The sequence below is a fragment of the Aeromonas sp. 602658 genome, from assembly GCF_049173005.1.
GTDB lineage: Bacteria > Pseudomonadota > Gammaproteobacteria > Enterobacterales > Aeromonadaceae > Aeromonas > Aeromonas veronii_A.
This window is the reverse complement of sequence record NZ_JAAKRF010000007.1, coordinates 46,665-59,812: the sequence shown is the minus strand read 5'-3', so window position 1 is coordinate 59,812 and position 13,148 is coordinate 46,665. Positions and strand designations below refer to the sequence as shown.

The following is a 13,148-nucleotide window of genomic DNA, read 5'->3' as shown; positions in this document are numbered from 1 at the left end:
CGACATACACAGCAGCCAGCGCGGCCTACCGCCTTTAAAAAAGGGCGATACTATACACCTCCCCCCGCATGGCTGCCATGTTGATATCTGCCGCAGCGCACGTCTGCTGCCACTGGCTATCCTCGGCAAGGGCCTTATAATCGGCCCGCATCACCATTAGCCGGATCTCACCATGTCTGTGACGCCTACTGCCATCAATACCTTGACCGAATTTCTGACTCAGGCTGGCACCCAGTTCCAGCTGTTTGACATGGGCCGCCAGGTGCGGCCACTGGCAAGCGACACCTTTGTGCGCATCGAACAGCAGCAGGAGCCCTATCCCTGGCCGCTGCAACAGCACGCCTGGCTCGGTGTACACTTCTTCCAGCCAAGCGAGTCTCGCCACTACCTCTGGTTCCTCAAGTTTGCCCTCGATGAGCGCGGCCTGCTGATGTCAAATGGCCCCAAGCTGTTCATGGATCAGGTGGTGGAGACCCTGGGCTACAAGCTCACCGGCGATCTGGATGAAGAGAAAGCCCAGCGCTTGGCCGACAATCCCTACACCTTCCGCCCGGCAGAGGCAAAAATGGCCAGTCTGCACGCCAAACTGGCGCGCCAGCTGGAGCAGGCCCCTTCGGCCTATTACGATGCCCTCTGTCACTATCTGGCCGCACCCAACGACACCGGTTGGCAAACGCTGGGGCTGCAGGGCTTTGCCGATCTGGCCGAGCGGCTGCATGATGAGCGCAATCTGGCGCTGATCTGCAAGGCACTGCCCAAACTGCCGCAAGAGCCGCTCTACGCCCTCTGCCAGAGCCTTGAAAACGCCCCGCTGCCGCCGGCAGTCCAAGGGGCCCTGCTCGAGCGGATCGGCAAGGAGCAGGAGTGCGCCGCCCCCAACCCGGAGACCCTGGCCTACCTCTGCCGCGCCATGGCCTCCTGCCCCGGCAGCACTTTGCGCACCAACAAGCTGCTGACCCTGCTGCAAACCCAGCCAAGCCCTGCGCTACTGCTCGCCATCGCCGGTCGGCTCTGGCCCGATCTGAAAGATGCCAATCTGCTCAGCTACTATCTGGAACAGCTGGCGCTACAACCGACCCAGTTCTTCAATCAGGTTTTTGCCGAGTTGGTCACTTTACCGGCCCTGCGCAATGATATGCTGGCCAGACTGCGCGACCCCGAGCGCAGCGATGCGCTGGGCAAGGCCATCGGCCGTCTGTTTGCCTCGGCCTGATCCCTCGCCTCCCCCTCACGCCACGAGGCAACACGGCGGGAAATAGAAAAAGAGATCGGGAGTGCCGAGCAGGACTCCCGGTTATCGACATCACGATAAGGAAGCCCGCCTATGGGAGAGATGCTCGGAATTTTGTTGCTGATTGCCGTAGCCGGCCTGTTCTGGCTGCAACGCCAACAGGCAGAAGTGGCCTGGCAATACATGCGCCGCTACTGCCAGCACCATGACCTGCAACTGCTGTCGCTGGCCCGCAACCGGCGGGAGCTGGCCCGCAATCCCCTACGGCTGCTGACCCACTATCAGTTTGAATTCTCCAGCGATGGCGAGAGCCACTATCAGGGCACCCTCAAGATGCAGGGGCTGCACGTCGTGGGCGTTGATCTGCCGCCCCATCGAATCCCCTCAGCCTGATCCCCAATCTCGTCTCTGCGCCCGATGGCTGTGCCTGTCTATAATCTCAGGGATTAAACAAAGGGAGAGACGAGATGAAACCCCTTGTCCACGATCTGCCAGCCCTGTTTGCCCAGCTCGGGATGGCCAACGACGAGCTGAGCCTGCACCGCTTTGTGCACGACCATCACCTCGACAATGAGACCCTTCTACCGGAGGCCGGTTTCTGGAACGCCGCCCAGGCAAGCTTTCTGCGCGATGCCCTGTGGAACGACTCCGACTGGTGTGAAGCGATCGACCAGCTCGATGTGATGTTGCGCCAGCCCCGCTAGCCGCCCGCCCCTTTCCTCCCCTGCCGGCTTTGGTTAAGATCCCGCCCCGATATCGATCCCCCCCTTCTCACCCAGAGCATGCTTATGTCCGCCCACGAGATCATCCGAATTGCCAACGAGCTGGCCGCCAAGGGCCTGACACCCACCACCGCCATGATCAAGGCCCGCCTTACCCAGCCGGTGCCGATGGCCGAGCTGCTGAAAGTGCTGAGCCAGTGGAAGCAGCAACCCGTCGCGACCGCCGAGAGCGAGCTCCTGCCAGAGGCCGTGCCCCAGCCAGCGCCGGAGCTCACCCTGCAGCAACTCGCCGAACAGCTCGCACGCATCGAACAGAAGGTGGATCGCCTGACCGACCTGCTCCTCCAGCAGGGGCAAGGCTGAACCATGTATATCGTCGAACTCTGCTTTGAGTGTTACCGCGATACCTCCCTTGGCGACGCCGAGCGGGCCATCGTCAACTACCTCGACATGCTGCGTTATCAGGGCCAGATCCTCGGGCGGGAGTTCCCCACCAGCATGCACGACGGCTATTTCGTCAGTCGGGTGGTCTGCCCGGAGCAGGATAGCCTGCACCCCGACAACCAGAGCGATCAGGTCAAGCTGGCCGAACAGCAGCTCAATCAGGCCGGGCTGCTGGCGCCCAAACTCCAGCTGCAGGGGGCGGATCTGCTCTCCGACAGCACAGATCCTTGCGGCCAGCAGGGCGAGCGGCCGAGCTGGATGCTGCTCTACACCAGCTTCCTGCATACCTGCTCGCCGCTGCGCTGTGGCGACCACTTCGCCCCCATTCCGCTCTACCAACTGCCCGCGGTCGCCAACGGCGATCAGAAACAGATCATCAAGTGGCAGGAGGATTGGGAGGCGTGTGATCAGTTACAGATGAACGGCTCCATCGCCGAACATGCGGCGCTGCACGAAATCGGCGAAGTGGGCAGCCGCCTCTACCGGCGCGGCACCGATCTGGCCAAGCGGCTGGAAGTGCTGAGCGGCATCCCCACCTACTACTACCTCTATCGGGTGGGCGGGCTGAGCGCTGCCGAGGAGAAGGCGCGCCCCTGCCCCAGCTGTGGCGGTGAGTGGGCGCTGGCAGAGCCACTGCACGAGATCTTCGACTTCAAGTGCGACAGCTGCCGTCTGGTCTCCAACCTCTCCTGGGATTTCAAGGATTAAGCGCGTTCCCTGTACACGATGCCATAAAAAAGAGCCTTGCCGCATGGCAAGGCTCTTTTCGCTCCGATGAGTAACCTTGGCTCGAACAGGTGCTATTGCGGTAACGTCTCCAGCCGTTCCAAAAACGCTGGCAAGGAGGGCGCCAACGTCAGACGGCGACCAGAATCGAGCCACTCCAGCCACACCTGACCACTCTCGTTATCAAGGGAGATGAGCGTCATCTCGTTGCGGGTGGTGGCAATGAAGATGGAGGGGGTTCGTTTTAGCTTGCGCAGCATCAGCAGGTGGCCGATGAGGTTCTCCTTGAGCAGGTCGAGATCCGCCTCGTTCCACGGCAGGATCAGTTCAAGGCGCAACCCCTTGAAGAGGCAGGGGATGGGGCGGCTGAACCAGTGCCCGAACAGGGCAATGGCGCTGGGATGAATTGTCAGCTCAAGGGCATCGGCCATGGCCGTAAAATCGGCGGGCTCGGAGCGATGGTGAGGACGCCAGGCCACCCGACCATCGGCGGGCTCACCAAGCTGGCAGGGGGAACGCCAGTCCGCCTCCCACTCGCACAGGGGCAGGCCTCGTCTGGCCTCGCCATCCCGTTGCCAGCGGGCAAAAAAGTGCTCCAGGGCAGACAAAACTTGATCCGACATCGAAAATCCCCACAATTGCTGGCAAAGTCCGCTATTGCACCACCAAACCCGGTAACAGACAAGGTTGCCAGCCGACCTAGTGACCCGGGAAACAGAACCCGGGATACAGAGAGGCCGACGCCCAAGCCAAGCGGCTGCAACCATCCGGCCCTGCAATGGCCCGTTTCATTCCACTCATCATGAGCACATTACGTGAGCAACCCTGTGAGCAAACAAGATAGATACGCCGGGGCCAGCGCCCTGACCGGCCTGAGCCTGGGCCAGCAATCCGATTACATCAGCCAGTACACCCCCTCCCTGCTGCAGCCGGTTCCACGTAGCCTGAACCGGGATGATCTCAAGCTGGGCGATGACCTGCCCTTTAGCGGTTGCGATGTCTGGACCCTCTATGAGCTCTCTTGGCTCAATGCCAAGGGCAAGCCGATGGTGGCGGTGGGTGAAGTGGCCATTCCGGCCACCAGTGCGAACCTGATCGAATCCAAATCCTTCAAGCTCTACCTCAACTCCTTCAACCAGACCCGTTGCGACTCTATCGAGGCAGTCGCCGCCATGCTGACCAAGGATCTGAGTGCCTGTGCCGGTGAGACCGTCAAGGTGACCCTGTTCCCCCTCGACAAGGCGCCGCACCAGATTGCCCTGCTGCCCGGCGAGTGCATTGATGAGCAGGATATCGAGGTAGACAATTACGAGTTTGATGCGTCCCTGCTGCAAGGGGCGGTCGGCAGCGAGCAGGTTGAAGAGACTCTGCACAGCCACCTGCTCAAATCCAACTGCCTGGTCACCAGCCAGCCCGACTGGGGCTCCGTGGTAATCCGCTACAAGGGGCCGAAACTCGATCGGGAGAAGCTGCTGCGCTACCTCATCTCGTTCCGCCAACACAACGAGTTCCACGAGCAGTGCATCGAGCGGATCTTTATCGACCTCAAGCACTATTGCCAGCCTGAGCAGTTGACCGTCTATGCACGCTATACCCGCCGCGGCGGCCTCGACATCAACCCGTTCCGCTCCGATTTCGAAGCCGTGCCAACCAACCTGCGTCTGATCCGTCAATAAGAGCAGACGTTGATAAAGGGCTTCCCGGTATCACACCACAGCGCCCTGCTATCTCAACCCTGCTGGCGCCTTGATGCATCCGGCTACAAAGGAGCCTGAGCACACCATCAGTAAACGCTGGACTCGCAGGGGTGGGCTTGGATAACATGCCAACACCTCTGCGCCGTCCTTAATCCAATGAATCAACTGTTTTTTCTGGCTATGATGATGTCTTCTCTGTCCGCTCCAAATCTGGATCTGGACAAGGAGCAACTATCCCTGGATCTGCAACAGGCCCAATCACTGGTGCTGACCGACCCTGCCAGATGTGTTCAGATCACCTCCGCCTTTCTGACGCGTGCGGCCAAGAATCCCCAGCAAATCATCAGTAATCGTCAGGAGTTCGGCTATCGCGAGCCTCTGCTCAGCTACAGCACCGTTTCGCAAACCATCGGAGCACACCTGCTTGAAGGGGAGTGCCGAATCCAGCTTGGCCAATATCAAGCTACCCAGCAAACCCTCGACAAGGCGATGGAGCTGGCGGAGAGAGAGCGCCAACCCGAACTCAAGGCCCACGCCCTCTATCTCAAAATCCGTAGCCAGGGGCTAAGGCAAGATGGCCAGAACAACAGCCGTATCCTGCTGGAACAATTGGACGAACAGCTGGCCCGTCCCGACCTCAAACAGAGCCAGTTACAGATCTATAGCCGCCTGCAACGCACCAGCTACGAGATTGAAAATCAGCATCTTGAAGACGCCAAGACCCATCTGGCGGATGCAAGGATCTGGGCTGCCAAAGCCGCCAATCCTCTTGCCAGCGCCTGGGTCAGCGCCATCAGCGGCGACCTTTATCGTGTGCTGCAACAACCCCAGCTGGCATTGGGTGAATATATCGATGCCCAGCAGCAGGCCAAGAATCTCAACGACCCGCTCTTTCTCGGCTTGCTCTCCAACCAGATAGTCAAACTCTATCAGCAAGAGCAGGAGCCCCAGAAAGCGCTGCAATATGCCAATGAAGCGGCCAACTATTTTCACTCCATCGGCAATCCGTCACTGCTATGCGACTCACTTATCGTGCTGGCCCGACTCAACCGTGATCAGGGCGACCTCAATATGGCGCTGGTCTACTTCTTCAATGCGCTGGATTTGCTCGATGAGGGAAGCAGTCGGCCGCAGGCCTCTCTGCTCAAGTACGAGATTGGCAAAACCTATCTGCAAAGCGGTAACCTCTCGCTGGCCGGCAACTACCTCAATGCAGCCCGGCAGTCCCACGAGTTGGGCGATGCCAAAGAGCCGCTGATCGATACCCTGCTGTTGCTCGGCGAGCTCTATCTGAAGAAGCAGGAGGCGGCCATCGCCATCCTGCAGCTGGAAAATGCCCGGGCACTGGCCAATCAGGTAGGCGACACTCGCCGCCAGTACGAAGTATTCCGCCTGTTGTCACTTGCGTATGAGCAGAAGGGATACCTGCACCAGGCCCTCGACAGTTACAAGCGCTTCCATCGTTTGGGAGAAGAGGTTCGCCAGCAGGAAATTGATCAGGAGCAGGCTGCGATCCGCGACAACTATGTCCAGGTTGAACGGGTACAACACATCAAGGAGCTGGAGCAGCAGCTTAACAACAGCCAGCACCAGCAGGAGCGCTATCTCTGGTCGAGCATTACCACCAGCCTGCTGCTGGCGCTCTTCATCTACCTCTTCTTCACCCTCTGGCTAAAATTGCGTACCGCCCGTCTGCAACTGAAACGCACTGGCGAGGCCCTGCTGATCGAACCCCGCTCCGGACTTGCCAACTGGCAGCGGCTGATGAATCGCTGGCCGCGGGAGATGGCAAAACGCCAGCTGAAATCGGAGCGCTGGTATCTGAGCGAAGAGCACAGTGAATTCGATGACAAGCTGCACTATCTGCTGTTCCGGGTACCCTTCCTGGTCAATACGCTGGAGCGCCACGGCTATCAGGCCAGCCGTGAAATCGAGCAGGCGTTCGGCATCTATATGGATACCCTGACCCCGCAAGATGGCCGTATCTATGACTTGCGGGAAGGGCACATGCTGTACGTTGTGCCGCAGCGCCACGTGACCAACCTGCATCAACTTGCGGGAGACCTGCTAACCGCCATCGCCGCCTTCCCTTGCCAATACGAGCTTGATCGCCAGATAAGCCTGGGGATTGTCAGCCACCCCTTCCTGCCCAAGGCGGCGACCGCGCTCGATCACAATGGCCTGTTCGACCTCTGCTATCTCGCCCTGTCGGGAGCCATTCAGCTCAGTGAAAAATACCGGCAAAACGCCTGGTTGGAGCTCGCCGCCATCGATTGCCAGCAGGCTGCATTTTTTAATGGGGATGTGTGGCAATGCGGCTTGATGGCAATTGACAAGGGGCTGGTAAAAGTCAATTCTTCTCATGAAAAGCAATGGGTTAACTGGCCCAGCCTCGCAAGGATGCAAGCGGCTGAAGGCCAGCCGGCAAATAATAGATAACAGACGACACTCAACCTCGGGTTCGGCCACTGTTGCTATCCAACACCAAAAACAATAATGACAACAGGGCGACCTGATAATGAATGACATCGCTGCCGTAGCAGGACAATTGGCCAGGCTCAGGGAATCCCTCCAGCAAAAACAGCTGGAGCTCGACGGCGTTCTCTCCTTTTCCGATGCAGAGCGAGCTCGTGGCATCCAGTTTATCAACAAGCTGATGCTCTCTTGCCGCGGCTTCGATCGTGAGCTGGACAATCGCTTCGCCAAGCTCAAGCAGAGACTGGATAGCAATCCCGCATTCACCTCGCTGGATGCAGAGCTACTTGCCATCGAGAAGTTGCTGCAGCAGCACAGCAATGCACTGGAAGAGTCGCTCACCCTGACCCAGGCAGCCATTGATCTTGGCTCAAAACAGCTAAAAACCATCAAGGGCTTCCCGGAAGAGACCCGAAAATCCCTCAAGGAATTTCTGAAAAGCCCCGCCGGCTATGGTATTGCCGATCATCAAAAGAAGGTGATCCGCCTGCTTGAATTCTATCAGCAGGCGATCAAGATCCAGCTGCTGCCAAGCCAGCCACTGTCCGGCTCTTCAGCGCCCCAACAGCAAGAGAGCGAGCCCGGTTGTGAACCCCAACCTGATGTTGAGCCGTTTGACCTCAAAGATCATGCGCGTATCGCAGACGAACTGCAGCGGCTGATCACCGAACTTGATTTCGCCGGTTCAATTGGCGAGAGCCTCGGGGATATCCGCCGTCAACTGCTGATCGGCATCAATCCTGCCATGCTGGCAGAGACCTGTATGCAGGTCATCGAACTTATCATCGAAGGCACCCGCGAGGAGCGCAAAGCCTCCCGCGCCTTTCTCAGCTCCCTCAACGAGAGCCTGTCAGCAGTGCATGTCGGCTTTACCGAATCCCTCGATGAGGGGCGTGCGCTACAAAATGAAACCCGTGAAACCCGCGAAGCTCTGGTCTGCGAACTGCAGGCGATCGACCACTCCCTGGCCAGCCATAACTCCATCGATGCGCTCAAGCGTGCCATCTCCGGCCATATGGGCGCCATCAATCTGCTGCTGCAAGAACGGGAAAGTACCGCAGCACGGGAACGTCACCTGCTCACCCGCCTCTCCACCATGGAGTCCAAGCTGCGCTTGATGAAGGATGAGACCGCCGAATACAAGAAGCGGCTGACCATTCAGAAGCACAAGCTGTTCCTCGACAGCCTGACTCAGGTACACAACCGGGCCGCCCTCGACGAGCGGCTGGAGCAGGAGTTCAAGCGCTGGCTTCGCTACCGCACTCCGCTCTGCATGGCGATCATCGACATCGATCACTTCAAGAACATCAATGACAATTATGGCCACATGGCCGGCGACAAGGCGTTGAAGGTTGTTGCCAAAGCGCTGCAGAGCGCCCTGCGTGACACTGACTTCATCGCCCGTTTCGGCGGCGAAGAGTTCGTGGTGCTGCTGCCCAATATCAACCCGGACAAGTTCCAGAAGCCGCTGGAAACCCTGCGCCAGACCATCAAGAGCATCCCGTTCCGTTTTCGCGATGCCAAGGTGGAGATCACCATCTCCATCGGCGCAACCCTGTTCAAGGATGGTGACAACCCCTCCGATGTGTTCGAACGGGCGGACAGAGCGCTCTACCACTCCAAGAACGCAGGTCGGGATCAAGTGACACTGGCCTGAGTGGTGACTAAAAAAACAGCGAACAGTCGTCGCCCTATTTCCCTCCCCCCTCCGTTGCCACTACTATCAAACTCAGGGGATGCAACATGGCATCCCTTTTCTCCCCAGGGAAAAAACACAACGATAACAAGTGAGTAAAGGGGAACCTATGATTACGCACATCAATCCCGTCGGCAGCATGGATTTGCTGTCACAGCTTGAGGTGGATCGCCTCAAGCAGACTGCCTCCAGCGATATCTATCAACTGTTTCGCAACTGCTCGCTGGCAGTGCTCAATTCCGGTAGCCATACCGACAGCTCCAAGGAGATCCTGGAGCGCTTCAAATCATTCGACATTCATGTGATCCGGCGCGAGCGCGGGGTCAAGCTGGAACTGTTCAACGCCCCCGAGCACGCGTTCGTCGATGGCGAGATCATTCGTGGTATTCAGGAGCACCTCTTCTCGGTGCTGCGCGACATTCTCTATGTCTCCAACCAGCTTGAATCGAACCGGCTGGTCAACCTCACCAATTCGACTCATATCTCCAACGTGGTGTTCGCCATCCTGCGCAACGCCAAGGTGATCCTGCCTGGCGCCGATCCCAACCTGATCGTCTGCTGGGGTGGCCACTCCATCAACGAGATCGAGTACCAGTACACCCGCGCCGTGGGCAGCGAACTGGGCTTGCGTGAGCTGAACATCTGTACCGGCTGTGGCCCTGGCGCCATGGAGGGTCCGATGAAGGGGGCCGCCGTCGGCCATGCCAAACAACGGGTACGCAACGGGCGCTACATCGGCCTGACCGAGCCCTCCATTATCGCGGCCGAACCGCCCAACCCCATCGTCAACGAGCTGGTGATCCTGCCGGATATCGAGAAACGGCTGGAAGCCTTCGTGCGCCTCGGCCATGGCATCATCATCTTCCCGGGCGGAGTCGGCACCGCCGAAGAGCTGCTCTATCTGCTCGGCATCATGATGCATCCGGCCAACGAGCGGCAGCCGATGCCCATCATCCTGACCGGCCCGAAAGAGAGTGCCGACTACTTCCGTGCCATCGACGACTTCATCAAGGCGACCCTAGGTGAACCGGCGACCAAGCTCTACCGGATCATTGTCGGCGATGCACCGGAAGTGGCCCGGGTGATGAAAGAGGCGATGCCGAAAATCCGCGAATACCGCAAATCGGTCGGCGATGCCTACTCTTTCAACTGGTCCCTCAAGATTGAACCGGAGTTCCAGCTCCCCTTCGAGCCGGATCACGCCAGCATGGCAAGTCTGGATCTGCACCGCAACCAGCCGCCCCAGTTGCTGGCAGCCAACCTGCGTCGTGCCTTCTCCGGTATCGTCGCCGGCAACGTCAAGGAAGGGGGCATTCGCGCCATCGAGAAGAAAGGCCCCTTCAAGCTGCACGGCGACAAGGAGCTGATGCACCTGATGGACAAGCTGCTGGAGAGTTTCGTCAAGCAGCAGCGGATGAAGCTGCCGGGCAGCCAGTATGTGCCCTGCTACGAAATCGTCCGCTAGGGTACAGATACATCATCGACAGAGGGGCGCATCGGCGCCCCTCTTTATTGGCTCAATGCCTTCCCGACTGCCATCAATCCCCCATAAGGCGAGCGGTTTGTTACAATGGGGCGTCCCTACCGCCAAGAGTGCCCCATGTCAGCTATCCGGCCACACCTGCTCATCATCGATGCCCTCAATCTCATTCGCCGTCTGCACGCGGTACAGGCCCAGCAGGCACTGACCCCTGCCCAGGCGCTGGTTGCAACTCGCGCCAACCTTATCAATACCTGCCGCAAGCTGCTGGCCAATAGCGAGCCAACCCATGTCATTGCCGTGTTTGATGGCGAGGTGCATAGCTGGCGCAAAGAGGTCTATCCGGCCTACAAGGAGGGGCGAACCCCCATGCCCCCTGAACTGCGTGAGGGGTTGGCGACCCTGCAGGATGCCTTTTGGGAGTGCGGTGTCGATGCCCTGCTCTCCGAGACCGATGAAGCGGATGACCTTATCGCCACCCTGGCCAGCGGCATCGCCAGCCATGGCCATCAGGCGACCATCATCTCCACCGACAAGGGCTTCTGCCAACTGATCTGCCCGCAGATCCGGGTGCGCGACTACTTCAACAAACGCTGGCTGGATGCCGCCTTCGTCCAGCAGCAATATGGGGTAGCCCCTGCTCAGCTGGTCGACTTCTGGGCCCTGACCGGTATCAGCGGTTCCAATATCAAGGGGGTTCCGGGGATCGGCCCCAAGACAGCCACCCAGCTGTTGCAGCAATACGGCAATCTGGCAGCCATGCTCGAAGCCTGTCAGCAAGAGGATGCCGCCAAGCCACTGCTCAAGCTGCGCCAGCATCAGGATGAGGCCCTGCTGGCCCAGCGGCTGGTGCGCTTGCAGCGGGATATTCCACTGGGATTCAACCTGCGGGACATCCGCTACCCGCCCCAGCCGGACTAAATGGCCGAACAAAAATGCAGGCAAGGGCGCGAACCATGACGAGACTCACCCTCGCTGTTGATGAAAGTGAGTAGAATGTAAAGGAATGTGGTTGGTTTGCTGAGTAAATGCTATAAAGCAGCCCCATCCTCCCCTATACCCTGGAAGTGGAACCCTCTCATGTCCAAAAGAAAAATTACCGTGATCCCCGGCGACGGCATCGGCCCCAGCATCATTGAATCAGCCATCCAGATCCTGACCCATGCGGGCTGTGATTTTGAGTACGAATACGCTGATGCGGGTCTGGTTGCCCTCGAGAAGCATGGCGAGCTGCTGCCCCAGGCTACCCTGGATCTGATTGAGAAGAACAAGGTGAGCCTGAAAGGGCCATTGACCACACCGGTCGGCGGCGGTTTTACCTCCATCAACGTCTCCCTGCGCAAGAAGTTCAACCTCTACGCCAACGTGCGTCCGGTCATCTCCTTCAAGGGCACCAGAAGCCGTTACGACAACATCGACATCATCACGGTGCGTGAAAACACCGAAGGGATGTACTCGGGTGCAGGTCAGAAGCGCAGTGATGACAACAAGAGTGCCGAGGCGATGAGCATCATCACCCGCGAAGGGGCCGAACGCATCGTCAAGTTCGCCTTCGAGCTGGCCCGTCAGGAAGGGCGCAAGAAGGTCACCATCATCCACAAGGCGAACATCCTCAAATCGACCTCCGGCCTATTCCTCGAAGTGGCACGTGAAATCGCCAGCCACTACCCGGATATACAGAGCGAAGAGATGATCGTCGATGCCGCCTGCATGAATCTGGTGATGTACCCGGAGCGTTTCGATGTCATGGTCACCACCAACCTGTTCGGCGACATCCTCTCGGATCTTTGCGCCGGTCTGGTCGGCGGCCTTGGCATGGCGCCCGGCGCCAACATCGGCGATGGTGCGGCCATCTTCGAAGCGGTCCACGGCTCTGCGCCTGACATAGCTGGCAAGAACATTGCCAACCCGACCTCGGTGATCCTCGCCTCCATCCAGATGCTGGAGTACCTCGGCATGCAGGATAAAGCAGAGCGGATCCGCGAGGCGGTGCGAGCCACCATCGAATCCGGTGATCGGGTCACCCGCGATCTGGGTGGCACGGCTTCCACCAGCGAATTCACCCAAGCCATCATCGATCGCCTGTAAGCTAACCAATTGATTTTAAAAGGGAGCCTAGGCTCCCTTTTTTATATTTCCGAATCCTTTGCCACTCCCAAAACAGCAACTATGTTCAATAGAGAAGAAGAACAGGGAGTGTTTTTCATGAAGGGATACGGGTGCTATCTGGTTTCGGGTTTGATGCTGGTTTGTGGTGCTGCAAGTGCCTTCGAACAGGCTCAATCAACCCAAACCGCCAAACTGCCGCAGCAGGAAAAACGGACTGCCACCGAGGTATGGCGTTCAAGCCTGGATACCAACGACCTGCTCAAGGCACCCAAACCCCTGTCGTTTGGTATTGAAGTCTCCACCGACAACTTTGGTAATCAAAAGATCACCTCCTACCCGCAGCTTAATCTGACCCCAGAAAAGAGCGTCAGTCTGTCGGTCGAACGCTTCAGACCCAAGGTCAAGTTCAAGGCTGGCGGAATGAACACCGCCCTCAGGCTGAGAGGAGATGGGATAAAGATGCAATTCAATCCGGTCGACAAAACCATCCCGCTGCAGATAGAGATCAAGGTGACCGACGACGAATCTTCCCTGCGCCTCGATTACCGTTTCTGATTTTTCGAGCCCT

13 protein-coding genes are annotated in these 13,148 nt (G+C 58.6%); 12 read left to right on the top strand and 1 reads right to left on the bottom strand.

All coding sequences use genetic code 11. From position 1 onward, the window contains the following. Positions 1-172 precede the first annotated feature (172 nt). The 5 genes from G5253_RS08200 (at position 173) to G5253_RS08180 (ending at position 3,105) form a co-directional block, all read left to right on the top strand. Positions 173-1,213, top strand: coding sequence for a DUF3549 family protein (locus G5253_RS08200; protein WP_266134127.1), 1,041 nt, complete (start codon positions 173-175; stop codon positions 1,211-1,213). 111 nt (positions 1,214-1,324) lie between these two features. Continuing rightward, positions 1,325-1,624 (top strand): DUF3301 domain-containing protein, encoded by a 300-nt coding sequence (locus G5253_RS08195; protein ID WP_019445210.1) that lies wholly within the window; start codon positions 1,325-1,327, stop codon positions 1,622-1,624. 74 nt (positions 1,625-1,698) lie between these two features. Then, positions 1,699-1,935 (top strand): DUF2789 family protein, encoded by a 237-nt coding sequence (locus tag G5253_RS08190; RefSeq protein WP_064337107.1) that lies wholly within the window; start codon positions 1,699-1,701, stop codon positions 1,933-1,935. 84 nt (positions 1,936-2,019) lie between these two features. Beyond that, entirely contained in the window at positions 2,020-2,316 is a 297-nt protein-coding gene (locus G5253_RS08185; RefSeq protein ID WP_042081118.1) for a DNA-binding protein, read from the top strand. 3 nt (positions 2,317-2,319) lie between these two features. Next, complete coding sequence (locus G5253_RS08180) at positions 2,320-3,105, top strand: Zn-ribbon-containing protein (protein ID WP_266134128.1); 786 nt, start codon at positions 2,320-2,322, stop codon at positions 3,103-3,105. 92 nt (positions 3,106-3,197) lie between these two features. Here the strand turns inward: G5253_RS08180 and syd are convergent, their stop codons facing one another. Beyond that, positions 3,198-3,746 (bottom strand): SecY-interacting protein, encoded by a 549-nt coding sequence (gene syd, locus G5253_RS08175; protein ID WP_158110989.1) that lies wholly within the window; start codon positions 3,744-3,746, stop codon positions 3,198-3,200. A gap of 204 nt (positions 3,747-3,950) precedes the next feature. On the opposite strand from syd, the gene queF reads away from it, so the two are divergent. The 7 genes from queF to G5253_RS08140 all read left to right on the top strand — a co-directional run bounded on the left by queF (position 3,951) and on the right by G5253_RS08140 (position 13,135). Further along, the gene (queF, locus tag G5253_RS08170; protein WP_216951892.1) at positions 3,951-4,799 is read left to right on the top strand and encodes an NADPH-dependent 7-cyano-7-deazaguanine reductase QueF; all 849 of its coding nucleotides are present in this window, start codon (positions 3,951-3,953) and stop codon (positions 4,797-4,799) included. Between the two features lie 177 nt (positions 4,800-4,976). Continuing rightward, a complete protein-coding gene (locus G5253_RS08165) occupies positions 4,977-7,259 on the top strand; it encodes a hypothetical protein (RefSeq protein WP_266134129.1) in 2,283 nt (760 codons plus the stop codon). 79 nt (positions 7,260-7,338) lie between these two features. Next, positions 7,339-8,952: a GGDEF domain-containing protein gene (locus G5253_RS08160; RefSeq protein WP_216951894.1), complete on the top strand. Its 1,614-nt coding sequence runs from the start codon at positions 7,339-7,341 to the stop codon at positions 8,950-8,952. 148 nt (positions 8,953-9,100) lie between these two features. After that, a complete protein-coding gene (gene ppnN, locus G5253_RS08155; RefSeq protein WP_019445906.1) occupies positions 9,101-10,456 on the top strand; it encodes a nucleotide 5'-monophosphate nucleosidase PpnN in 1,356 nt (451 codons plus the stop codon). A 135-nt stretch (positions 10,457-10,591) separates the two neighbouring features. Continuing rightward, positions 10,592-11,392, top strand: coding sequence for a flap endonuclease Xni (gene xni / locus G5253_RS08150; protein ID WP_216958970.1), 801 nt, complete (start codon positions 10,592-10,594; stop codon positions 11,390-11,392). A 159-nt stretch (positions 11,393-11,551) separates the two neighbouring features. Further along, the gene (locus G5253_RS08145; protein ID WP_005349723.1) at positions 11,552-12,559 is read left to right on the top strand and encodes an isocitrate dehydrogenase; all 1,008 of its coding nucleotides are present in this window, start codon (positions 11,552-11,554) and stop codon (positions 12,557-12,559) included. A gap of 117 nt (positions 12,560-12,676) precedes the next feature. Next, positions 12,677-13,135 carry a hypothetical protein gene (locus tag G5253_RS08140; RefSeq protein ID WP_128816320.1) on the top strand — a complete coding sequence of 153 codons (459 nt, stop codon included), beginning with the start codon at positions 12,677-12,679 and terminating at the stop codon, positions 13,133-13,135. The last annotated feature ends 13 nt before the right edge of the window (positions 13,136-13,148 follow it).

What these genes read in the sequence shown, in the direction of transcription:
- G5253_RS08140 (WP_128816320.1), top strand. Translation starts at nt 12,677, where the DNA reads ATGAAGGGATACGGGTGCTATCTGGTTTCGGGTTTGATGCTGGTTTGT.
- G5253_RS08165 (WP_266134129.1), top strand. Translation starts at nt 4,977, where the DNA reads ATGAATCAACTGTTTTTTCTGGCTATGATGATGTCTTCTCTGTCCGCT.
- G5253_RS08160 (WP_216951894.1), top strand. Translation starts at nt 7,339, where the DNA reads ATGAATGACATCGCTGCCGTAGCAGGACAATTGGCCAGGCTCAGGGAA.
- G5253_RS08190 (WP_064337107.1), top strand. Translation starts at nt 1,699, where the DNA reads ATGAAACCCCTTGTCCACGATCTGCCAGCCCTGTTTGCCCAGCTCGGG.
- G5253_RS08200 (WP_266134127.1), top strand. Translation starts at nt 173, where the DNA reads ATGTCTGTGACGCCTACTGCCATCAATACCTTGACCGAATTTCTGACT.
- ppnN (WP_019445906.1), top strand. Translation starts at nt 9,101, where the DNA reads ATGATTACGCACATCAATCCCGTCGGCAGCATGGATTTGCTGTCACAG.
- G5253_RS08145 (WP_005349723.1), top strand. Translation starts at nt 11,552, where the DNA reads ATGTCCAAAAGAAAAATTACCGTGATCCCCGGCGACGGCATCGGCCCC.
- syd (WP_158110989.1), bottom strand. Translation starts at nt 3,746, where the DNA reads ATGTCGGATCAAGTTTTGTCTGCCCTGGAGCACTTTTTTGCCCGCTGG.
- G5253_RS08180 (WP_266134128.1), top strand. Translation starts at nt 2,320, where the DNA reads ATGTATATCGTCGAACTCTGCTTTGAGTGTTACCGCGATACCTCCCTT.
- G5253_RS08195 (WP_019445210.1), top strand. Translation starts at nt 1,325, where the DNA reads ATGGGAGAGATGCTCGGAATTTTGTTGCTGATTGCCGTAGCCGGCCTG.
- xni (WP_216958970.1), top strand. Translation starts at nt 10,592, where the DNA reads ATGTCAGCTATCCGGCCACACCTGCTCATCATCGATGCCCTCAATCTC.
- G5253_RS08185 (WP_042081118.1), top strand. Translation starts at nt 2,020, where the DNA reads ATGTCCGCCCACGAGATCATCCGAATTGCCAACGAGCTGGCCGCCAAG.